Raw genomic sequence first — 21,237 nt, 5'->3', positions numbered from 1 at the left:
CGCCGACTCCGTAGAGCCTATCGAGTAGGCCGTTTAATTGTTCGGTCTCGGTGCAGTGACCACCGTTTTAAAAGCGGGAATTTATCCGCATGAACCGCTATTCGCTTATATGCTGCTTGAAGGTGTCAGTAGCAGCGTCGGTGGCAGCCTGAGCTGCTTCCTTGGTTTCTTGCACTGCTGAGCTTGCGGTATTGCGGACCTTTCGTCCTGAAGAGGCTAGCATGTCGCTCTCCTTACGTGAGCGAGGCAAGAGTGCTCCGATGGCGACGCCTGCGACCAAGGCTCCAGCGACGTAGGCCAAGGGATGCTTATCAAACGAGGATTGGACAGCTACTTTTGCTTCGGCACCCTTCAAGGAAGCCTGTTCTTTGACTTCTGTATACTTTACCTTAGCGGCGTCTGAAGTATCAGCGATTCGACGCTTGGCCTTGTCCGCGAATTCGATTGCAGCAGCGCCCGCTTGGCTTTTGGCGTCGTGGATTTTGCTGGATGTTTTCTCGATAAATCCTCCAGCTTTGGGCTGGTTTGCTTCAATGTCCGCTTCAGTCGGTTCATGCGGTAGTGTGGTGGTTTCTTCTTCTCTCATTTTTTCGTAGGTTAGCTTTTATCTCTTGTTCTATTAAGTTTATCTTTTGTTCAGGTGTCTGAGCTTTTAGAAGGATTTGGAGTTTCAGAGCTCCGATTTGTTTGGCTCACAAACAGGGCAAGTCCCGCGGCGAGAGCGAGAATTGGTAATGGATTCTCTTTGGTCTTGCGTACTATCTCTGCCACGTAGGTTTTACTCTTTCTGGCAACATTCTCTACGAGCTGCTCGGAGTATTCGTTGACATATTGCTCAATGAATCGCTTAGGTTGAAGCTCTTCACCAATCTCGTCGAGCGTGCGCGACATACGGGCTCGAGATGCTGTGATCTGGCGTTGGAGCTGCACGCTACTGTTGTCCTGCGTCTCCTTGTCCGTGTTCTCAAAGTTCTCTTGTATCATCTTTAAGATCCTCCGCTTTTCGTGATATCCACTCTGCGTGTTCTTCGAGCGTGGCGAGTGTTCGGTCGGGAATTAGCTTTTCCGCGCTCAGAGCGTTCTTGTTCTTGCGGAACAATACTATCCCTACAATGCCGAGAATTGTGGCAAGGCTCAGTGTCGATACGGTTGCCGCAGTGATGTAGCTTAGTATATCGGGAGCGAGCAGGTTTATTATAAGTAGGTCGACTCCGAGCAGTAGCATAATGGCACTGGCACCGGCCACTACGAACCCCGCTATCGTGCGGCGAATCGCGTCAGAGGCGTTGTTGACGTTCTCGGCTAGCTCGATGCGCAACAACTGAGTCGTCGCTCTAAACAGGTGAAAAAATTCGTCCTTCAAATCACCTGCGAGATCGATGATTGATGCTTTGCCAGTGCTCTTGGAACTTGGCTCGCTTTGGGGCTCGTTTAACATGTTGGGAAGGAGGTGAAGGTTTTAGGAACTGGGAGGAGTGTCGTCTTTGGCACTCATGATGACGCGGCCTGCGAGGAAACCGGCGATTGCTGCCACACCTAATGCGAGCATCGGGGCTTTCCGTACGCGGTCCGTGGCCTGGCCAACGATCATCTCAGGTGAGGTGTTTTGGATGTAATCCGCGGATTCCCTGATTTGCTGAGCGATGTTGGCAGTGATCTTTGCGGTCTGAGTTTCCGAGTCTTCTTCGAGGCTCTCCGATGCTTTACGGACGGCGGAGTGGTAGTTGCCCAGCTTCTCGGACAAACTGTCTTGGGCCTTTCGGCTGAGTGCCTTGGACTTTTCCTCTAACACCTCGCGGAGCTCGCTTTTGCGTTCAGCTAGCCAATCTGACGTGGTCTTTCCCTCGGTCTGGCTGTGGTTGCGTTCTTTGATGTCGTATCCGGAGTCTGCTGTCGTGCTTGCGTTCATTTTATCGTCTTGGTTGGTTTAATTGTATGCTTCGTAGTCAGTCTACTCCGAGTGGAGTCGCCGCTTGAGCTTTCGTCTATTTGAGCACAGGCAATGCCGCTGGAAATCATGTTCTCGTTAAGTGTTTGTAGATAAGTGGATTATAAAATATAAATAATTTGTATCAGAATATTTATCTTCTGCTTTGCTGCACTTGGCCCCTTTTTGTCGGTTTGCGTTTTGCATTTTGCAGTAGACCGGGTGCTACTACATGCAACGTATGAATCTGTCGGATACGCTTCGAGGAACCTTTCTAGGGGAGGGTTCAAAGCCTTCGTTTCCACTGATCCTGCGAAAAAGATCTCAGGAGCAGGCACACCGTGCCGTTCCATAGGAATGGAAATTACGCCTTCAACTCGTTCCGTTCACGCTCGTGCGCTGACAGCTCTGCTGGGCGTAGCCTTGCTTGCAGCCGCTTTTCACTGCGACGCAGTCATAGGAATGGGTCTGGCATTCGTCGGTTCGTTTTTTTGCCTTGGAGGCATATGCGGCAGTGTGAGCACATTCCTCCCTAGCCGAAGTCTCGGGAGTAAGCTGGACCGAGCAATCTTCGCCTTGAGCGACGTGGCGGGAGCTTTGGATGATTTAACACAGCGTCGTCGACTCTTTTAAGAACGCTAGAGTTGCTCCTTGAAGAGCATCAGTGATTTGCGAAGGAGACGTTTGGCCAGCGTAGGCATTTTTAATGCTTTTAGGATCGATTGCCTAGCTGAGGGCTAGGTCATCTTTGAGGTGTCGTTCAAGGGTGCTGGCTAAGTTTTTATCCTGCACCACCATCGCTACGTCGAAATCCTTCTTGCGCGATCGTTGATTAAAGTTGGGCGATCCCACACAGCTTATCCAATCGTCGAGACGAATGGCTTTAATGTGAATCATGGAACGCTGATAACGATACATCTTTACGGTTGGCTCTGTAATGAAATCGGCGATACATGAATCGGCCACAAACCGTTCGCATTTCTTGTCTATTCTTTTTCCCGGAAGTAATATTATGATGGATACGACTTGGCGTGCCCGTTTCTGAAGTAGTTGGATCGTGGACGGTCGGATGTTGAAATAAGGAGTCGTGAGATGGAGACGCTTTCGAGCGCTGATTATGAGCGCTTCGGATACACGTTCCATTTCGCTTTGGTGGGTCGAGGGAGCAGAGCGAGCGACCAGAATGCGGCTGCATCCTTCTGCTACACTCTACTGTGGTAAGGCTTCGCTGAAGGTAAGGCGCTCGCCTTTGATGACGATCCAATTGTTCCAGAACGCTCCGCACAGGGCGGCTACTGAGGGACCAGTGACTCGAAAATCGGTGTCGCGCCACCTTCGTCCGCCTGAGGCTCATCAGATGGTGGCTGAGCTCATTAAGGGTTTCGTTTTCTTTGGCTTGTAGAGTCGATATCGATCGTTTCGTAGGAGGTTGGCACTACAACTGCGATTGGTGTCGTATGAATGGAACAGTTCAGAAGACGGAGGTAGCTCCGAGAGACGTGAGTTCAACTTTGGCCCGACTTGATAAAATGGCGCGATTCTACGATTCCGCGTTTAAAATTCCGGGCACGCGTTTCCGCATGGGGTGGGATAGTATATTTGGTTTGATTCCTGGAGTTGGCGATCTGATTGGCGTTGCGCCTTTGATATATTATTTGGAAGTGGCGTGCCATTATAATTTAGGCTGGGGCGTGTGCCTCCGTCTGATAGGCAACCAAGCCATTGATTTCGTGGTCGGCAGTGTCCCTTTGGTTGGTGACCTCTTCGACGTGGGATTCAAAGCAAATTTGAAGAACGCCGAGATTCTGAGGTCTCGTCTGGAGCGATAAATCTCCAATTAAGATCTTACCCTCAAATTCGCTCATGGCTGCGCTGCATCCACAGAAAGCGTGCCAAGGCGGTGCTTCAGAGCGCCGAGCGTTAGAAAGCGGTTTTGTATAGAGCCGTTTGTGGAAATGGCGATGGCAGGTGGTTCAGTGCTCTTTGCATCACAAACGATGATGTTAGTGCAAAATGCATTTTGTAAGGGCAAAAAAGGTACTCCAGCCGCTTGGCATGATTTTGGCGTTCTGACGAAGCAGATCGTTGTGTGAGAAAGCTGAGCGTTTCCCCGTTGCTTGCTGCCGCGTTTAGGGCTACGCTAGTCTAAGTACAAATTCGAAACTATACCTTATGAAGAAAAAAACGAAGAAACAGAATAAAGGAAAAACGGACCCTGTGGTTAATGGACTGAGGCAAGTGATCGCAGATAGCTATGCTCTGCTAGGCCAGTTGCACCATTGCCATTGGAATGTCACAGGACATGGATTCTTTTCCCTGCACAACGCTTTTGAAGAGCAGTACGTAGAGCTATTCGCGGCGATCGATGAGATCGCGGAAAGAGTGAGGGCTTTAGGGAGCAAGGCTCCCGGCGGACTGCGTCGACTCTCTGACATGTCGGAAATCAAGGAGATCGGCGAAGATGCTTCAGCTGAAGAGATGGTTTCTCATCTCGATAAATCTCACCGCTTGCTGATTGAAAATCTTAAAGCCGCTCGCGACACAGCTGCTGACGGAGGTGATGATCAGACTGAAGACTTGATGATAGCGAGAATCCAAGTTCACGAAAAAGTAGCTTGGATGTTGAGCAGTTATTTGGCGGCGAAGTAGAATTCTGTGCGCGAGTTGATTTAAAACAAAAGAGGGAAGCTGCTAAGCGGCTTCCCTCTTTTTTCTCCTCTAATTCAGCTGCCTGATAAAGAGAGCCGGCCGGATTTTGCCAAAGATGATTGTTCTAAGGAGTGGCGCTAAACAGCACGAGGATGCGTATCGTACTGGCTGAGGTGATCATTCATTTCCAGATCGAGCGTTCGGATTTGGCATAAGGTACTCGATTGTAGCGTCAGGTCCTCGTAGCTGTAGCTTGTGGAGGCAAGCTCTTCGACAAGTCGCTGGGCATTTGCCGGGTTCAGGTCCCCAGACCGGTATGATTCAATGATCCGATCACAACCGTCTTGGACTTGCCACTTCAATCCCTTGGGCAGCCATTCTTCCCCATCGAGTTTTTGCATGATGAAGTTAATCCGGTGGAGAAGGGATTCGCCAGAAGCGATCGTAGCAAATTTGCAAGATTCCCAGGTGTTCCAGGTTTCACTGGCAGTCGGGCTTTGCGTTTCGATGTTATGGCTTTGTGTGGTTGTGAAGATTTTCATGAGGCGGATTTTGCTTTGGTAGTGCGGAAGGGCCATTGCTGCCGCCCCTTGGAGGCCTCAGCTTAACGCTTTCGCGAGTGTTTTGTTTTGGCCTCCTTTTCAATTTCTGCGCCAGATTAGCCTTTGAGTTGTAAGTTTAGGGAGTTCTCATTGCGTTCCCTCTGATAGTAGTCATGAAAACCTTCACGCCTTACGTGAGGAAAGGTCAAATTAGGGGCGGGTGTTGATGCAATTGGCATGTACCCTATTGCATTTTGAGGTTCCCGTCACTTGCTCAGTAGCACGGCAATGGACCGGGTGCTTTCGAATTCTTGAGCCGCAGATTTAAGGACGACGAGTAGGGGCACAGCCATGATCGCGCCCGGTATTCCCCATAGCCAACCCAAGAACAGAAGCACTAGAATGATGAAGATTGGGTTTACGGTAAACGATTGACCTAAGATGAAGGGCGTCACCAGATTTCCTTCAATCAGCGTTAGCACGAAGTAGACAGCAGGACACAGTAGGGCATATTCCAAGTCGCCAGAGGTGCTCATGGAGGCGAAAGTGAGGAGGCAGACTCCTGCTACGGCTCCCAAGTAGGGTATGAAGTTAAATGTCGTCGCCATGACTCCCCAAAATATTGGGTCTGCGAAGTCGAGCAGGTGTAGGCTCAGTGCGACGCAACATCCGAGGCAAACATTTATGGCCAACACCGTTACGAGGTAGCGGGAAACGCTGGACTCAATTTTTCGTGCTATATCGACGGTGCGCTTTTTGTCAGATAAGCGGGGCGAAATTTCCACTATTCGCTTCAGGAGGACGTTGCCGAATGCGAGGAGGAAAAAGAGAAGGATAAGCGTAGATATGGCTGCTCCGATGACGATTGGGGTTTGGCTAAGGATCAAGTCGCCGATGCTCGAATCTTCCAAGCGCACGACTAACGGCCGTTTTCTCTCATCCCCTTTGGTCATCTCGTTCAGCTGCTCAGTGGCAGCATTTACGTTTTCTACCGGCCTCTTGAGTACTTCAGTTAGCTCACTGAGCTTGTCGAAGCTCTCTGGTGCTTTCTCCAGCCATGCCACTGCGGGGCCGGAAAGGGCGACTAAGCTATATATCGCGGCTGAGAAAGCGACTGCGACGACGACGAACGCAGCGAGTACTCTCGGGATGTGAAAGTGGCAAAGAAGCCTGACGGCTGGAACGAGCGTGTAACTGATTAAAAGAGCCGCAAAAACCGGAAGCAGGAAACCTCTCGCGATGTAGAGCGTCACGAAGATGATGATGGAGAAAACGATACCGTAGTACTTTGAAATAAGCGAAATGCCTAAGTGGTCGTTACGAAGTCGGTCCTGTTTTTCGGAAGAAGGAGTAGAGGGCATGGAAGGGTGGGAGAGGGGCTTTTCTAGTTTATGATCGCGGTTGAGACGGTGGCCGTTTTGACCTTGAGTAATTGAAGTTCGCCCTCCAGGGCAGCGATCACCCTATCGAAGTTCTCGATGCCAGTGCCCTCGATCCAACTTGCGTGATTTTCAATACATTCTCGGTAGTGCTCCAAGGCGGATTCGGCAGTTCGGAGAATGGAGAATTGATCCGCCTTCTCCCGAGCAGCCCGGGAGTAGGTCTCGAGTTTCTCGGGTTCTCTGAGCAGGGTGGTGAGGGCCTTGGAATATTCTTCTTTGCTCGCGTCTTCGGCGAGGAGGATGCCGTTCTTTTCGTGTTCGAGAACGTCGGTGACTCCGGGGCCGGATAGGGCGATGACCGGGGAGTTTCCGGCCATTGCTTCGGCGAGAACGAGACCTTGAGTTTCACTTTGCGATGCAAAGGCGAAGAGATCGAAGCTGGCGTAGGCGTCAGCAAGGTCCGTGCCTTGAAGAGAGCCGGTTGCGACGAACCTTTTACCCAGTCCTTTCGATGAGAGAAGCTCGTGGATGTGCTCATCCTCCTCGCCGGTGCCCACCAACGCGAAGTAAGCCTCAGGAACTGCTTCCAGAGCGGAGCTTACCGCTTCTGCCAGGAAGGGTAGGTTTTTCTCCTTGGCGATGCGGCCAACGTGTCCCACGAGAGGTGCGTTTTCAGGAATGTCATAGGTCTTGCGAAAGGTCTCACCTCTACCCTTGGCGAACGCGTCCACGTCGATACCGGTAGGCTGTACCTTCACCGGGATGTGCACGCCGCGATCGAGGATAAGCTTTTCTAGGCTACTGCTCGGAGCTAGCACCATAGAGCATGCGTTCGCAAAGCCCGTAGCGAGTTCCATGGCAGCTTTTTTTGTGAAGTCGCTGTCGAAGGGGAGATAGTTTGTGTACTCCTCGTAAAGTGTGTGGTGGGTGAAAACGATCGGTATGTCCCGCGTATAGGCGGCTCGCAGGGCGGTGTCGCCTAGAAGGAAGGGATGATGAGAGTGGATGATGTCGGGCTCGAACTCATCGAGTTGGCCAGCAACGTTGCCGACAAAGGGAAGTTGGAATGAAAATCCACTATCGTTAAAGTTGGTGATAGCGGGGACACGGTAGACGTCCTGTTCGTCAGGGATCTTCTCTTCGAATTCAGGCGAGATCACGAGGCATTGATGTCCCAACTCCCGATAGGCGTTGGCGAAGCTGCTGACGGAGCGAGCTACTCCTCCCACGTGTGGAAGGTACGTGTTGGTGAACATGGCGATTTTCATAACTGTAATTTAAGTGAATCTTCTTTGCTCAAAGTGACTTCGTAGAGGGCTTGCCCCTCCTTTTTTTCGTATCCAGGTATTTTGTACGAGATTATGGGCTCGCTCGCTTGGCGTGAATCGAGGTCGATTTGCACGTGGATTTCGTCTTCATCTAGAGCCCTGATTACGACTGAAACTGGCCCGTGAGAAGTGGGGGCATCCTTGAGGGACATGGGCTTTCCGGACTGTATCCACTCTTTGGTGATACCTGATCCGATTACTAGTTGCTGACCTTCCTCCCTGACGATTCGATTGAGTGCGAGAAGCAGCCACTCGGCTGCCGCCCAAGCGTGCTGGCCGTCACCCATGCATCCTCCTCCCGTACGTGGGTTGATCGCCTCAGGCCATTGCCCAGTTTGAGTCGCCAGTTCGAGGCAGCGTTGGGCGAGGGGTTCCCACTGCGGATCGCCCGCCCGGAGAAACGTTTGGGCAAGGTCGAGACTCAGGTAGATGTTTAGGCCTGAGTGTATCATGTCTTGAAAAAACGCTCCGTCGACGATGCAGTTTTCGTTTAGGAACTTGGCCGTCTCCATTACGCGTTTCTCGCCTGCGGGCCATATTTGTAAGGGATAGTCGGATACGAGGGAGCCAATCGCTCCAGAATCCATACGGCGGTAAGGCGAAGCGGGCAGTCGACCTTTGGCGCTTCGAGATGCGATTTGGTCGAGAGACTTTTCGATGCTCTTGAGCAATTCGTTAGAAAGGTCGATAGCGATGCCGGCTGGTTCATCCATGTTGCGCCGTTTGAGCATGGAGTGGGCGGCGCGTAGCCCTCCTACAGCCCAGAAGTCATCCCAGTAGTAGAAGTCGTTAGGACCGAAATGTTCAGCGCTGAAACCAGCGGGCAAGAGGCCTTCATGAGCGGTGCCCTTTGCGTCGCAGCGTTTGTTCGTGATCCACTTAATAGCTGGTTTTACGGTATTGAAACACGTGTCCGGGATTTGTTTGCCGGTGAGTTTCTCGTAGAGGTCGTAGATCCAAAGAACTTGGCCGTTCGAGTCCCATTCGCCTTCTTGCGATAGGAAGTAGCCGTTCTTGGTTTGGCGTTCTGGGAATTGCTCAAGAGCGCGGCGGCAGACGGCCTCCTGCCCCGTGCGCAATAAGGCATGGGCAATGAGGCAAGCATCCCTGAACCAGAAGCGGCGGTAAGTGTACGGGCCTGGGTAAATGTCTTGAGGGCTGAGTTGAGCGAGGGTCTGCAGTGATTGCTGGAACTGTATTTCCTCCGCCTCGTTGGGCAGACTCAGCTTCGTTGTACCGGCGAGTTTGTTTTCCCACGTCAAGGCGCTTTGGGGGACCTCATCGCTCGGGCTTGAGACGGGAATTGTGATATGGCAATTTCTTGTCTGTCCCGCTTCGATCGGAAAAACTGCAGCCGCGCTGGCCATGCCAGCGTCGCATGCTATAAAGTTCTCGTTTGCGGGTTCGTTGAGGCAGTGAGAGACGTCTCCTTCATGGTAGTTGCTCAGCGAGAAATGGCTTGGTGGCTCGGAGAAGATTATTTGATGAAGCTCGTTGACGGCGAGAGTCCTGCGATTGCTAACAATATCTATTGTATCGACAAACTGGATGCCTTCCGGGTTGTACGGCCGGACGGCAGCCACGAGTTTCGCAGGTTCGCGTGACGAGCAGTTTAGTTCGATAAAAAGTTCGACCCGTTGGGTCGTAGGTTCGCGTCTCATGTGAACCTTTGTAGTCAAGTTGAAGCCATCGCGATCGAAGGATGTCGTAACGGCGATCTCGTCTCCGGTCGAAAGGGATTGAACCACTTTGTCTTCGCGACAAGGCAAGAACCATTTGCCGGTGTCCGTGACCATCCAGAAGTCGAGCGACCAGGAGTCGTGGAACGGGGTGATAAGCCCGCGCGGGTCGACGATGGCGTAGTCCTCGCTGTCGGGCACACTGACAGCGGTCCAGTTGCGGTGGGTCAGGTTTATGTGGCTGAATGAGAAGGCTCGCGGTATGAAGGCTTCGTCGAGCGGTTTGTATTGTCTCTGTATCCAGTAGGGCCAGATCCAATCGAGGTTGTTCTGTATGGCTTTGGTGTTTGCCAATCCGCGGGCATGGAAAGCGAACCCAGCCCTCAGGAGCTCGATCGGTTCGTTGGTTTCAGAGGGGCGGCTAAATTTCCGAATGCGCTCAAGCGTTTTCACCGGATCGTTGAAACCGTATGCTTTCGCAGCTTTTCTGGCGATTAGCTGCCATGGTATCCATTTTTCAATTCCCATTGTGGCTTAAGTGTTGTTTAGGTTGCTTCGCTAGGGGTGGCCTTTTGTTTGCCACCGTTCTTTTTGAGGCGATCCCGGTAGATTTTCAGTCCGATGCTGAGAGCGATGCCGAGAATAATGACGATCACGACTCCGGGGTTCACTCCTTCGAAAATCGCGTCTCCGAAGCTTACGAAGAGAATAGCCCCGATGACGTGGCCGGCGCTGTTCCAGCGTAAGTAGGGTGACGCCTTCACGCCCATCGCTAACGGTAGGTAAAGTTTGACGACATAGGGTAGTCCTGGAAGGAGCCCCCATAGGAAGAGAAGCTTGCTGGAGTTTCCTCCAGACTTTTTCTCAAGTGTTTGCCAAAGGCCCTTTTGATTTTGGTTACTGGAAAAGAAGCCGGATATGTATCTGATCAAATACAGTGAGATTAAGTGATGAGCGATGATGGCTCCGCATGCTACGGTGGCTCCCAGTACGAGGCCGAATCGGGCCCCCACCGCGAATAGGAAAATCGAAAGAGGAAGTCCGAGAGGGGGAAGAAAGACGAGCGTAACCAGAAAGATCCAAGCGGGCGCGTTCTGCACTGTAGATTTGACTTGTTCCCAGGTTATGTCGTAGTGGAATGTCAAGTACACTGATACGGCGACGATGGTGGCAAGTATAGCCCCAGCCATTATGGAACGAGTTTTTTTATCGGTTGTATTCATGTTCGGCTAAGCTAGCTCCAAGTCGGCGTAGACTGGCAGGTGATCGGATGCGTTTCTTATCCTACGGCTACTGAGAACGCCGGAAGCTGGAACCTTGAGCTGGGGGGACGCGAATATGTGGTCGATGCGTCGAAGGGGCGCCCAAGAAAGGAAGGTGGCTGAAGACTGGCCGTGGTTTGCGTTTAGTTGAGTGTCGGAAAGCTTGTCTGCGAAAGCGAGATAGGCGGGGCCGCGGGGTCCTGTATTGAAGTCACCGCAAAGGATTACTAGATCTTCCTTTGCAAGCGAGCCGAGCCAGTCTTCGCTCAAAAGGCACTCGGCTTGGGCAAGCCGTTCCGCTCCGTTCAACCCGAAATGGGTATTCAATACGTTCAGAGGACGAGAGCCCGGTACCGAGATTTGAGCCCAGATGGAGCCGCGCGGCTCGCGGTGGGAGAATCGTCCGTCCGAGAGTGCGAACGCCTCACTCTTGCGGGGGTTGAGGGGGAGCTTACTCGCGACTGCCAAGCCATATTGCATGGGGCCTATATTATGGAGCGGGCAAAAGAGGTACTCGAAGTCAGTACCGAGTACTCGACCGATGACTTGTTTGAGTGAGGGACCATTAGCTTTTTCGAATGCTTCCTGGAAGCAATATACATCTGCGTCTATCTGGCGAAGAGCGCGGGCCATGCGATTTTCGTCGATGCGCCGGTCTATACCTACGCCTCCGTGCAAGTTATAGCTAGCGACGCGTATCGCCTCGGGTTTTGGAAGTACTTTAGGAGCGATCTTTGGCTCAGGCTTTTCTTTCGGCAATCTGCCGAGGTCGGCTAGGGCGATGTTTCTCAGGTCCCGAGGCCTTAAGGACGGGCGATCCCATTGGAGGGTCTCCGGAAGCATCGTAAATCCTCGGCATTCTTGAGCCCCGGGGCCTGCGTGGGCGCCGCGTTCGTCGGCGAAGGTGAGGGGCTTGTCTCCGGACCGCCAGCCGAAGAGGACGAGATCTCCTGCATATTTGGATTTTACGAGGACACTGAGATCCTCGATCGTTTCCTCTACGAATTCGTGCCCCCTTTCCCTCAACAGGTTTTGAAGAATCGAGAGGTCGCCAACTTTATCTTTGGTGACGCACCTGACGGATCCCTTGTTACCAGCGAAGAGCGCGATCGGTATCGCAGCTTTGGCACAGCATGTCTTTGCCCAAGAGAGACGCTCGTGTTCGGCTAGCTCACCATCGACGTAAAGATGGGCGACAGGTCCCATCGCTTGCAGGTGTACCCATTTTGTCGTTTCATCGCTGCTTGTAGAGTGTGTAGTGGAATCGATGATAAACGCTCGAGACCGTTCCATAAAGGCATCGACGGTGCTGGTGGGCGAGAGCCTGAAGCCGTCCGGAAGAATTTTCTCGATGCCCTCTGCAATTGAGCAGTTTGCTAGTTCTGAATAAGGAAGTGTGTACTCTTGGCCGTGGTCGGAGAAAACGATTACCCTGTAGTTTCGCTCCTTGGCTTGGTTTGCCGCTTTATAGATTTTTCGAATCGATTGGTCCAAGCCTTTCAAGGTCCAATGGGCGAAACCGGAATGAGGGCCTCGACGATGGGCGGCCTCGTCGTATCCAAAAAAGTTCGCGTGGATGATCGGCAGTCCGGCTTTTATATCGTCTAGCACCTCACCGCGAATTGCTTCGCGCAGAGCGATGGCGACGGCCAGGCGAGCAGGAACGAAGGTTAGCTCCGCCGCCAAGTCTCCTCTGGAAACGATACCGCGAATCGCGTCGTAGAGGCCAATCCCGATTTCGATACCTAGAAGTTTCAGCAGACGGAAGCAAGCCGCCGGGTTGCGTAGGGCGAGCTTGAGCAACCTAAGTATCGAAAGTTCACTGCTCCAGTGGGCGAAAGTGTTCAGTTCGCCGCAGTACTTAGCCTTCTGGGCTCCGCCCGTGTAAATGTTAGCGTAGCTGGAGCCCCCTTCCAGCAGGCCTGAACCTTGGCTTTTCGATTCTTGAGCAATTCGTTTTGCCCACTCGGAGTCGTACATGCGTACGTTCTGGCCTGTGGCTCTATCGAAGAAACTGAACGCTGGCGTTGCGCACAGCGCTCCGTAGTGAAGCTCAGCTTGGACCGCTGGCGTGCAGCTCGGTTGGCCGGGATAAAACGAATGCAGGTTGTAGCCCCCAGCTTTCAGGAGCTTCTTGAGATGGGGCATGCGGCCAGAGTGGATCGCCCTCTCAAACTGGAAGCGGGACAGACCGTCGATTTGAATGAGTACGATACCTGTTGGGGAGTTCGTGTCGGTTTTAAAGTTATCGGGTGGCATCGAAGAGGATTTCAGACACGAGATTGCTGAAACCGCGCCAAATAGCGTAATGCACCGCGTATGCAGGCTGAGACGAATTTGGAGTCGCATTCTGCATCTTTTAGGGTGCCAATCGTGTGATTTGCATCGAAGGTTCGTTGCTTATTCGGGGCTTTCTGCTTCCAGCTCCTTCGCAAAACGCTCCAGCTTGAAGCAGTTACGGAAATTAGCCCTACACCGTCGTCGTCCTAGTAGAGGTAGCGGGGCGCTCCTCTGTCTTAGGGAAGGTCTCCTCAAATTTCGGAAATCGTAGGCTTGTTTTCCTTAGGCAAGTCTGCTGCATTTCCGAACTTCACCAATGCCCTGGTGGCGGAATCGGTAGACGCAGCGGACTTAAAATCCGCTGTCCGTAAGGACGTGTGGGTTCGAGTCCCACCCTGGGCACCAAGTTTCGAGATGGTGAATTCCGAAGAGTGAAGGTGCGATCATTCATCGTAGCCGACAAGAACCCTAGGGGGCGCGGAATCGAAGGAGGTGCTGGCGCGGATCAAGCAAAAGCTTTTCCTATGAAAGCAGCTAGAATTCATAGTCATGGTGGACATGAGGTCCTTCGCGTCGACACGGTAGCTCGTCCGAGCCCGAGCGATCGCCAAGTGTTAGTAAAGGTGAAGGGGGCGAGCTTGAATGCTTTGGACACAAGCTTGCGGGCGGGCGAAATGAAGGTGATCACGCAGTTTCAGTTGCCGAAGACCTTGGGATTCGATCTCGCAGGCGAAGTAGTGGAATGCGGCAAGAGGGTAACCAGTTTCGTCCCGGGAGATAAAGTGGCGGCGATGACGGGCGTTGGTGGGGGAGCGGCGGCTGAGTACGCTAGCGTGGACCAAGAGAACGTGGCCAGACTGCCGGAGGGAGTTGATATGCTGGAGGCTTCTGCGGTCCCTTTGGCTGCATCGACGGCGTTGCAGGGCCTGCGGGGAATTGCTCAGCTGCATGCCGGCCAAAAAGTTTTGGTTAGCGGAGCGTCAGGGGGCGTGGGTGGTTTCGCGGTACAGATAGCCAAATTGCTCGGTGGATCCGTGACTGCGCTTTGTCGAGACGAGCATTTTGACTATGTGCGGGGGCTGGGCGCAGACGAGATGATCGACTATAGAGACGATGGAGCGTCGAAAATCGACGAACGTTTCGATGTGGTATTCGATTGCTCGGCGAAGATGAGCCTCGAGCAGGTCCAGTCGCTCGCCCGCCATGGTGGTCGGGTGGTGACGACCCGGCCCGAAGCGAAGAAGGTGGTGCAGGGCTTTATTGATCGGCTCCGAGGGGCGTTCACGTACGATGTCATCATGGTTCGGCCGCGTGGTGGCGACATCGCTTTTGTATTGGAATTGCTGAGACAAGGTCGCCTTCAGCCGTGCCTGAGAAAAGGATTTCCTCTCGGGTCGGTTGCGGACGCTCACCGCTACTTCGAGGAGGAGAGCGTCGCGGGAAAGGTCGTTCTCACTGTCGATTAGATCCTCGGCTTCTGGAGAAAGCCAAGAAGCACTTGTATTGGCGGGTTTGACCGTAAGTAAGCCGAAGCAGGCTTGCTGGCTGTGTCTCGTAAGTTTCTCGGTCGGACCGAATTGTATCCAAAAGAAGAATATGCTTACGAGATTGCAGTATGAGCTACCGCGATTGCAAAGCGCAGTTGGGACAGAGCGTGGAAAGCCCAAGCTAATGCCGATTACCGGGGGAGTTTTGGGGGGGCGGAGTCGGAAGCTCGTCGCTCGTCTGCGTGAGTTGCCGGTGTATGAAAGGCACTGGCGCGGTTTGCGCTACTGGAGAAATTGAACCCTGAAGCTAGAACGATAACCAGAGAAATGATATGAGTACGATGACAACAGTAATGAGAGCAGCGGATGCAACTTGGAACGGTGACGCGAAAGGTGGCCATGGTTTTGTCTCGGTGGAGAGCGGCGTCCTGAACAAGTCGCGTTATTCCTTGAGTTGCCGACTTGACGAGGGTGACCGTAGCGAAACCAACCCGGAGGAGCTCATCGCTGGAGCGGCCGCGTCGTGTTTCGCTATGGCGTTGAGCAATACGCTGAGCCAACGAGAAAAGGTGCCTACAGAGCTGGTCGTTCGAGCGTCGGTGGGTCTCGAGGTTACTGATAGCGGGCCTTCTTTGAAGCGCTTGGAATTAAAGTGCGAGGGCTTGGTCCCAGCCGCGACTACCGATGAGTTCGAGAGCGCCGTAGCAGCTACCCAGAAGACCTGTCCGGTCTTTCTCGCACTCAAGCCTGGATTCGAGAGCGTTGACGTGTCTTGCGAGTTGAGGCACTAGCCGGCTGCCTCAATATCGAGGCGTAGCCCAGTACTTGGCGGATCTGCTCCACCTTGGGAGCCCTTCGCGTTTTTAGCGGCGGCCGCTAGTCGTGGGTTTCGAGGTCGCTCGGTGCGAGGGGGCAAGCTGGGCAGGCGTCCCGTTGAATTTTGCTTTTTGTCAGATATGCGGACGAAAAAATAAATTTCCGGAGTTCCACGGCCGATTAGCTGGGCAAATACCGAGGTTGAGCTGTATTAAATCTATTAAATACAAATTTGTATGTGATTTTTGACCTTTTCCACTTGTTGTCTGTTCATGGGTTTGCAGGATGAGCGGCAATCATGCTGCTTGAGGTACGAGACCTGAAAATCCGTTTCAACAGCCGCCACTCGAAAGTCGACGCGGTTAAGGGGATTTCGTTTTCGCTCGAGCAGGGCAAGACGCTGGCGATCGTTGGGGAAAGTGGCAGTGGCAAAAGCGTTACTTCGATGTCTCTGTCGCGATTGCTGCCGCCCCCGCCCAAGTGCGAGGTATCCGGCCAGGCACTGCTGGATGGTGTTAACCTTCTGGATTTGCCGGAGCGCCAGCTACGCAAGGTGCGTGGGAAGCGAATAGCCTACGTCTTTCAAGAGCCGTCGACTTCGTTGAATCCGTATTTCACGGTGGGGGCACAAATCGAGGAAGCCCTTAAGTTTCACCGGGAAGACGTTGCGGATTTCAAGGTGGAAACCATAGGCTTGCTACATAAGGTTGGCATCCGAGATGCTGACTCGCGCTACGGCGACTACCCGCATCAAATGAGTGGCGGCATGAAGCAACGTGTCGTGATAGCCATGGCTTTGGCTTGCCAGCCCGACATCCTAGTCGCGGACGAGCCGACGACGGCGTTGGACGTAACGATTGAAGCGCAGATCATGGATTTGCTCCGCGAATTGCGCGACAACGAGAACATGGCCATCATCTTGATCACGCACAACTTTGGTATCGTCGATGGTTTTGCCGACAATGTTGCGGTGATGTACCAAGGAAGAATCGTGGAGCAGGGCGAAACTGCTTCGATTTTAGCGTCGCCGAAACATGAATACACAAAGGCTTTGATTCGTTGCATTCCAAGATTGGGAGTTAAGCGAGAACGGCTGCCTGTGGTCGATTATGCTGCGATAGCAGAGGAGGAGGCACGCCATGACTGACTCCTCATCTGGCCACCCGTTGCTCAGGGTTTCGAAACTCAGCGTGAGCTACCAGACTTCGTCGGTAGGTTTGTTCGGTAAAGCCGGCTCTTTTCGGGCCGTCAAGGACGCTAGTTTTACGGTTGAGCGTGGCAAGACCGTGGGGCTCGTGGGTGAGAGCGGCAGTGGAAAAAGCACTATCGGAAAAGCAATATTGAAGCTGATTCCTTCCGAGTCAGGAAAAATTGAATACGATGGCGTGAACATCACTACTCTCTCGGAATCGCAGTTTCTCCCTTTTCGTAAGAGGATACAAACGATCTTTCAAGACCCCTATGCTTCGTTGAATCCTAGATTGACGGTGGGTTCGATTATTGCAGAACCGCTAATCGTCCACGAGTCGAAAATGAGCCGGATGGATCGAGAGGCCCGCGTTGCGGATCTTTTGGTCAAAGTAGGCTTACCCGTGGATGCCATTCGCCGTTACCCGCACCAGTTTAGCGGTGGACAGCGTCAGCGGATTTGCATCGCTCGAGCCTTGAGCAGCCAGCCTGAGTTCATTATTTGCGACGAGTGCGTAAGTGCTCTGGACGTGAGCGTGCAGGCACAAATCGTAAATCTCTTGCAGGATTTGCAGGATGAATTCGCGATCACGTACCTCTTTATCGCCCATGACCTTGCGGTGGTAGAGCACATGAGCCATGAGGTGATTGTGATGCAAAGCGGCGAGATCGTTGAACAAGGCAGCTCTGAACAAATTTACAGTGACCCACAAACTGAATACGCCCGAAAGCTACTAGATGCGGTTCCTAAGATGCCGAGCATTCCCAGTGTCTAGTATTTAAGCGTGTATGGCCCAAACATTGCCTTGGCAGGCTAAAAACAAAGCGAAAGTAAAAGAAAATGGATACGCAAAGTCCCGACCTAAAGACACAAATCGGATTTGACCCAGAAACGGGCAAAAACTGCTACGACGAGAGTCAGCTCACGGAGTATCTAAATATAAAGCTGCGTTCGCGCGGATTGCCGATTTATGGAGAAGAGAAAGAGTTCCCATTCTTGCAGATGGGAAGTTCGTTGCTGAAGAGCGTGCAGGAGAAGAACCGACTTCTCAAGCAGCACCTATGTCCTGTCGATCAACGTATCCAAAAGTACTTGGAAGACCTCTTCAAGCCATTGGGCTTGGAAGAACGTACTTGGTTGCCTAAAGAGACGCTCGTGCTGGAGCGTCATGGAATGGCTCGCGCCCTCTCGTTGCCGCCGAATGAAGATTGTTTCGAATCGGACATCGTGAGCTCGTTTCGCACCAAGCAAGGTGTCTTGAACAACCCGAAGAGCGACCGCCGCACGACTAAAGGGGTTTTCCACGTGGCGGAAGGCGGATTGCCTATTCCCGCTGATAAAAAGCAGGTCCCACTCAAAGTGTTTGCGAATCTCTTAGCGGTGGCGTTGACCCCGCCAGATAGCCTGCTCGAGCTACCCTTTACAGCGGCCCAGGAAGAAAAGGCACGCACGTTCGCGTCTATTCTGCTGCGCCCGCTCGTCCAACCGCAGGTACCAGGAGTGACTGAGGAGAAACGAATGGAGATCCGTTTCTTTGCTCCGGGCAACATGACCAGTAACCTTGACTTCGTTGAGTCTATATTCGGAAACGCTGGGGATCCCTTCCTCGCGGAGAACGATTCAGGTCTCGATGTGAAGCACTGGTCCGGACACACGGGCTGTGTGATTTTGGCTCCGCACCTCGTTCGCACCAAAAAGAAGGAATTGGGCCTACCTCATATTTCCGAAGCCACCGAGCGTCAGAAAAAGGACGGCATGTGCTGGGAAAGCGAGGATGAGCTCTACAACGACGGCGGCGCTTTCAAGATTACTACCCGCGATGCGCGCGGTGTAGTGGTAACGCTCATCGCGGATAACTACTACGGGTACTGCAAGAAGGAGGTGAAGACTCAGATCTCCTATGCCTCTAATCTCTACGGGAATGTTGAAGAAGAACACGCGGGCGGCGCTCTCGCTTTCGCCGCGTACGATCTTGGCGAGGATTTCCACCTGAGTAAGTACACGCTGACGGTTGACCACACTTATGAAGAAGCGGTGCGGGCCCTCGGTGATTCGGCGGATTTCAAGCCAGAGGGTTACGCGATCGATAAGAGGTATCCAGATATTTACTACGTACCTGAAGGTGCCCGCTTCACGCTACAGGATCAACAGATCAGTTGGGTGCTGGACGGTGTCGAGCACAGCCTGGCGCTTCAGCCAGACAATACTTATGTTCTTCCTTCCGGTTACAAAGTGGAGATGAAACAGCCGATGGCGGGCCGCCGCTGGAGACTGCTCGGAACGAGTGCGGTGGGAACCTATTGCCATAAGCCCTGTACTGTTTCAGGAGGTGGCAAGTCCGAGATTTCCAAGTCGCTAACGGATGCGATCGTGGCGGGGCCTGTTTTCACCGCGGATCTCAAGAAAGATTTCGATCTCGTGGAAGAGGTAGTCAGCAAGGACTACGGCGATCGGTACAAAGACGATAAGCTGAATCGCAAGGATTCTCGACCTCTGCTCAGCACAGACCGTTCGCTCGGTTCCGTGATCAAGCTGCTATCTACTTCACCGTCTTATACGGACGAATACAACGAGTGGCTGCAGGGGTTGCCCGGCTACGTGATCGATATCGTGCTGGTCGTAAAGCGCTTCTACAAGGAGGACTGGGGTGCCGACTGGCGCGACCGTTTCAGCGTGGACATCGTGAATGGTCGTCCCGGTAACGAGCTAAAGTACCGTGACCAGAAGCTTATCTCGCAATACTTGAGAGTCGGTTTCGCGGAAGATGGCTCTTGGCGCGTATTCAGCCTTCGTAAGGACTTCTATCCAGCTTCGAAGATTCAAACGGAAGACGACATATCGTCTTCGGTAGTGGTCCCAGCTGAGTTGCTAGAGGGTCTCGATCGCGGAGCAGAGGGATTTCGCTCACTCAAGTTCATCCAGAACTGCGAGTACCGCCTCTTCCAGCGTCCGGACGAAGCGATTCACCGCGGATACGACAAGACCACTGAGAAGGACTTCTCCACTAACGGTGTATTCTTCTCCAACTACGAGCCACTCAATCGCGAATACACGAAAGAGATGGTCAAGGATGCGATCCGTTTCGGACAGTTTACCGAAAATATGCAGCGCACGATTTTGGAGTTTAACGCTTCGGAAAAACCTGAGTATGCCATCTCTTCGTCCAACCCGCGTTTGGTTGATGGAGTGCCCACTAAGAACCCTCGCTACTTGCAGAACCGTCTCGATCTAGAGGATGAGCGCAGCGTCTACGTAGCGAAAATCGGTGCATCCCTATATCGACGTTTGGCTCCGGGTGCCGCTCCTCACTTCCCAGTGAATTGCGTATTGCCGGGTCGTCGTAACAATGGTCCGTCCGAAGGTATCCGCGCTCTCGCTCCTTTTGGGCCGATTCACTATCAGGAGCTACCAGAAGCGTTCATGGACTTCATCGCGAGTTTGACCGGTAAGTCACCGTCGACTACCGGAGCTGGTTCAGAGGGGGCTCTAACCAAGGGACCTTTCAACGCGTTGCTTCCAATCGTGGATATGAATAACGCTCTCGTATCGTATATCGTTACTGGATACGAGTGCTTCATCTCGTCCGCTGGTTGTGTAGGTCCGAACTTCCGTTGCGATCACGACATTAGTTTGCTCGTTCCAGAAATCTGGTGCCGCATGAAACCGAACGAGCGTCGATCTTCCTACATGATCGAAAAGGGCTATCTCGAGGTGTGCGAAGATTTCGAATACAAGGGTAACAAGATCGAGGCTAGCCGTTTGGGATACCGTATTACGAGCGAATTCGTTCAAGCTTACGGGGGTCGTGTGTTCTCGAATCCACGTTCCGTGTTCCCCGAGCACATCCTCCGTCCCGAACAGCAGGATATGGACGCTTTCGTCGATGGCATCAAGAATATCGTAGAGACGCAGCGATCCGTAGCGCTCAACTATTTCGAAGATGGCTCTATCGACGCGGCGTGTCCGCCGCTAAAGGCCCTGCTTAACGTCATGGCGCACGGCGAATACGAAGGGATGACTTACCACGACGCTGAGTTCCGCAAGCTCTTCGAGTACGAGGAGATGGTAAAGAGCGATTGGTACAAGGCCCGCCTCGACGCTAAGCAACAGGTAGATGTTCGCCTGTGGGAGCGTCACCTAGAGTACCTCGATACGTATTTGGCCACCGATATCAACGAAGGGATGGGCGATCGTATCGAGGAAGAACGCTTGCATCGAGCAATCGCGCGCCGCCTCGAGACTTTCCGTTCTGAGGAGTATCGCGAAAAGCTCAATGGCTGTATCGGCGCAGATCCCAGCCTTTATCAATAGGCTTATTTAGGAGCGTTAGCTCCCGTCTGTTTACGAAACGCCAGGTTTTTAGCCTGGCGTTTTTTTACGCGATTTTGAGAGGCGAAATTCGCTGGCGCCGATTTTGCTATTTGGGTTGCGAGGCTAAACTCGAAAATTCAGCCACATTAATCCAATGAATGAAATAGTACTCTGGTTCACAAGCCACTCGTCCATCGCTCTCGTGCTGTCGTATGCAGGGTGCGGTGTTGCTGTTTTCGTTGGTGCGTCCAAAGGACGATATCGGCGAAGTGCTCGTTAATCCGATTGCCTAAATTAGAAAATCAAACGCCAGGTCTTCGGACCTGGCGCTTTTTTGGCTCACAGCTCGTTTTCCTGAAGACAATTTCTATTACAGGAGTCCGTC

General features: G+C 52.8%; 18 protein-coding genes and 1 tRNA gene. 8 read left to right on the top strand and 11 right to left on the bottom strand.

Annotation, left to right across the window (positions count from 1 at the left end; genetic code table 11):
• Positions 1 to 97 precede the first annotated feature (97 nt).
• The 5 genes from QEH53_RS17670 to QEH53_RS17650 all read right to left on the bottom strand — a co-directional run bounded on the left by QEH53_RS17670 (position 98) and on the right by QEH53_RS17650 (position 3,070).
• Positions 98 to 586 carry a hypothetical protein gene (locus tag QEH53_RS17670; protein WP_309024539.1) on the bottom strand — a complete coding sequence of 163 codons (489 nt, stop codon included), beginning with the start codon at positions 584 to 586 and terminating at the stop codon, positions 98 to 100.
• Positions 587 to 636: 50 nt separating this feature from the next.
• Positions 637 to 984 (bottom strand): DUF3618 domain-containing protein, encoded by a 348-nt coding sequence (locus tag QEH53_RS17665; protein ID WP_309024538.1) that lies wholly within the window; start codon positions 982 to 984, stop codon positions 637 to 639.
• Complete coding sequence (locus QEH53_RS17660) at positions 965 to 1,438, bottom strand: phage holin family protein (protein ID WP_309024537.1); 474 nt, start codon at positions 1,436 to 1,438, stop codon at positions 965 to 967. Before QEH53_RS17660 ends, QEH53_RS17665 begins: the two co-directional genes overlap by 20 nt.
• Positions 1,439 to 1,459: 21 nt before the next feature.
• The gene (locus QEH53_RS17655; RefSeq protein ID WP_309024536.1) at positions 1,460 to 1,909 is read right to left on the bottom strand and encodes a hypothetical protein; all 450 of its coding nucleotides are present in this window, start codon (positions 1,907 to 1,909) and stop codon (positions 1,460 to 1,462) included.
• 744 nt (positions 1,910 to 2,653) lie between these two features.
• On the bottom strand, positions 2,654 to 3,070 hold the full coding sequence (locus QEH53_RS17650; RefSeq protein ID WP_309024535.1) for a phospholipase D-like domain-containing protein: 417 nt from the start codon (positions 3,068 to 3,070) through the stop codon (positions 2,654 to 2,656).
• A 314-nt stretch (positions 3,071 to 3,384) separates the two neighbouring features.
• On the opposite strand from QEH53_RS17650, the gene QEH53_RS24470 reads away from it, so the two are divergent.
• A complete protein-coding gene (locus QEH53_RS24470; RefSeq protein WP_369426448.1) occupies positions 3,385 to 3,756 on the top strand; it encodes a DUF4112 domain-containing protein in 372 nt (123 codons plus the stop codon).
• Positions 3,757 to 4,099: 343 nt separating this feature from the next.
• Positions 4,100 to 4,576 carry a DNA starvation/stationary phase protection protein gene (locus tag QEH53_RS17645; protein WP_309024534.1) on the top strand — a complete coding sequence of 159 codons (477 nt, stop codon included), beginning with the start codon at positions 4,100 to 4,102 and terminating at the stop codon, positions 4,574 to 4,576.
• 137 nt (positions 4,577 to 4,713) lie between these two features.
• Here QEH53_RS17645 and QEH53_RS17640 read toward each other — a convergent pair whose 3' ends face one another.
• From QEH53_RS17640 to QEH53_RS17615, 6 genes are all read right to left on the bottom strand, one after another.
• The gene (locus tag QEH53_RS17640) at positions 4,714 to 5,118 is read right to left on the bottom strand and encodes a hypothetical protein (RefSeq protein ID WP_309024533.1); all 405 of its coding nucleotides are present in this window, start codon (positions 5,116 to 5,118) and stop codon (positions 4,714 to 4,716) included.
• Between the two features lie 266 nt (positions 5,119 to 5,384).
• Positions 5,385 to 6,479, bottom strand: coding sequence for an AI-2E family transporter (locus QEH53_RS17635; protein ID WP_309024532.1), 1,095 nt, complete (start codon positions 6,477 to 6,479; stop codon positions 5,385 to 5,387).
• 23 nt (positions 6,480 to 6,502) lie between these two features.
• Complete coding sequence (locus QEH53_RS17630) at positions 6,503 to 7,768, bottom strand: glycosyltransferase (RefSeq protein ID WP_309024531.1); 1,266 nt, start codon at positions 7,766 to 7,768, stop codon at positions 6,503 to 6,505.
• Complete coding sequence (locus QEH53_RS17625; RefSeq protein ID WP_309024530.1) at positions 7,765 to 10,035, bottom strand: hypothetical protein; 2,271 nt, start codon at positions 10,033 to 10,035, stop codon at positions 7,765 to 7,767. The genes QEH53_RS17630 and QEH53_RS17625 overlap by 4 nt, the downstream gene beginning before the upstream one ends.
• A 17-nt stretch (positions 10,036 to 10,052) precedes the next feature.
• A complete protein-coding gene (locus tag QEH53_RS17620) occupies positions 10,053 to 10,730 on the bottom strand; it encodes a hypothetical protein (RefSeq protein WP_309024529.1) in 678 nt (225 codons plus the stop codon).
• A gap of 6 nt (positions 10,731 to 10,736) precedes the next feature.
• Positions 10,737 to 13,028 (bottom strand): endonuclease/exonuclease/phosphatase family protein, encoded by a 2,292-nt coding sequence (locus tag QEH53_RS17615; RefSeq protein ID WP_309024528.1) that lies wholly within the window; start codon positions 13,026 to 13,028, stop codon positions 10,737 to 10,739.
• A 339-nt stretch (positions 13,029 to 13,367) separates the two neighbouring features.
• Here QEH53_RS17615 and QEH53_RS17610 point away from each other — a divergent pair.
• From QEH53_RS17610 to QEH53_RS17585, 6 genes are all read left to right on the top strand, one after another.
• Positions 13,368 to 13,454 (top strand) — tRNA-Leu (locus QEH53_RS17610).
• Between the two features lie 119 nt (positions 13,455 to 13,573).
• The gene (locus QEH53_RS17605) at positions 13,574 to 14,515 is read left to right on the top strand and encodes an NADP-dependent oxidoreductase (protein ID WP_309024527.1); all 942 of its coding nucleotides are present in this window, start codon (positions 13,574 to 13,576) and stop codon (positions 14,513 to 14,515) included.
• Positions 14,516 to 14,868: 353 nt separating this feature from the next.
• The gene (locus QEH53_RS17600; RefSeq protein WP_309024526.1) at positions 14,869 to 15,327 is read left to right on the top strand and encodes an OsmC family peroxiredoxin; all 459 of its coding nucleotides are present in this window, start codon (positions 14,869 to 14,871) and stop codon (positions 15,325 to 15,327) included.
• 323 nt (positions 15,328 to 15,650) lie between these two features.
• A complete protein-coding gene (locus QEH53_RS17595) occupies positions 15,651 to 16,499 on the top strand; it encodes an ABC transporter ATP-binding protein (protein WP_309024525.1) in 849 nt (282 codons plus the stop codon).
• A complete protein-coding gene (locus tag QEH53_RS17590) occupies positions 16,492 to 17,316 on the top strand; it encodes an ATP-binding cassette domain-containing protein (protein ID WP_309024524.1) in 825 nt (274 codons plus the stop codon). Before QEH53_RS17595 ends, QEH53_RS17590 begins: the two co-directional genes overlap by 8 nt.
• A gap of 65 nt (positions 17,317 to 17,381) precedes the next feature.
• Positions 17,382 to 20,852 (top strand): hypothetical protein, encoded by a 3,471-nt coding sequence (locus tag QEH53_RS17585; protein WP_309024523.1) that lies wholly within the window; start codon positions 17,382 to 17,384, stop codon positions 20,850 to 20,852.
• Positions 20,853 to 21,237 lie beyond the last annotated feature (385 nt).

Origin of the sequence: Pelagicoccus sp. SDUM812002 (genome assembly GCF_031127835.1) — a bacterium.
In the GTDB taxonomy this organism is placed as follows: domain Bacteria; phylum Verrucomicrobiota; class Verrucomicrobiia; order Opitutales; family Opitutaceae; genus Pelagicoccus.
This window is presented reverse-complemented; position numbering and strand designations above follow the sequence as displayed.

Bases quoted from the DNA above. Each gene is read 5' to 3' on its own strand.
- QEH53_RS17635 (WP_309024532.1), bottom strand. From the start codon at position 6,479: ATGCCCTCTACTCCTTCTTCCGAAAAACAGGACCGACTTCGTAACGAC.
- QEH53_RS17605 (WP_309024527.1), top strand. From the start codon at position 13,574: ATGAAAGCAGCTAGAATTCATAGTCATGGTGGACATGAGGTCCTTCGC.
- QEH53_RS24470 (WP_369426448.1), top strand. From the start codon at position 3,385: ATGAATGGAACAGTTCAGAAGACGGAGGTAGCTCCGAGAGACGTGAGT.
- QEH53_RS17645 (WP_309024534.1), top strand. From the start codon at position 4,100: ATGAAGAAAAAAACGAAGAAACAGAATAAAGGAAAAACGGACCCTGTG.
- QEH53_RS17660 (WP_309024537.1), bottom strand. From the start codon at position 1,438: ATGTTAAACGAGCCCCAAAGCGAGCCAAGTTCCAAGAGCACTGGCAAA.
- QEH53_RS17655 (WP_309024536.1), bottom strand. From the start codon at position 1,909: ATGAACGCAAGCACGACAGCAGACTCCGGATACGACATCAAAGAACGC.
- QEH53_RS17585 (WP_309024523.1), top strand. From the start codon at position 17,382: ATGGATACGCAAAGTCCCGACCTAAAGACACAAATCGGATTTGACCCA.
- QEH53_RS17600 (WP_309024526.1), top strand. From the start codon at position 14,869: ATGAGTACGATGACAACAGTAATGAGAGCAGCGGATGCAACTTGGAAC.
- QEH53_RS17640 (WP_309024533.1), bottom strand. From the start codon at position 5,118: ATGAAAATCTTCACAACCACACAAAGCCATAACATCGAAACGCAAAGC.
- QEH53_RS17615 (WP_309024528.1), bottom strand. From the start codon at position 13,028: ATGCCACCCGATAACTTTAAAACCGACACGAACTCCCCAACAGGTATC.
- QEH53_RS17665 (WP_309024538.1), bottom strand. From the start codon at position 984: ATGATACAAGAGAACTTTGAGAACACGGACAAGGAGACGCAGGACAAC.
- QEH53_RS17670 (WP_309024539.1), bottom strand. From the start codon at position 586: ATGAGAGAAGAAGAAACCACCACACTACCGCATGAACCGACTGAAGCG.
- QEH53_RS17590 (WP_309024524.1), top strand. From the start codon at position 16,492: ATGACTGACTCCTCATCTGGCCACCCGTTGCTCAGGGTTTCGAAACTC.
- QEH53_RS17620 (WP_309024529.1), bottom strand. From the start codon at position 10,730: ATGAATACAACCGATAAAAAAACTCGTTCCATAATGGCTGGGGCTATA.
- QEH53_RS17630 (WP_309024531.1), bottom strand. From the start codon at position 7,768: ATGAAAATCGCCATGTTCACCAACACGTACCTTCCACACGTGGGAGGA.
- QEH53_RS17625 (WP_309024530.1), bottom strand. From the start codon at position 10,035: ATGGGAATTGAAAAATGGATACCATGGCAGCTAATCGCCAGAAAAGCT.
- QEH53_RS17650 (WP_309024535.1), bottom strand. From the start codon at position 3,070: ATGGAACGTGTATCCGAAGCGCTCATAATCAGCGCTCGAAAGCGTCTC.
- QEH53_RS17595 (WP_309024525.1), top strand. From the start codon at position 15,651: ATGCTGCTTGAGGTACGAGACCTGAAAATCCGTTTCAACAGCCGCCAC.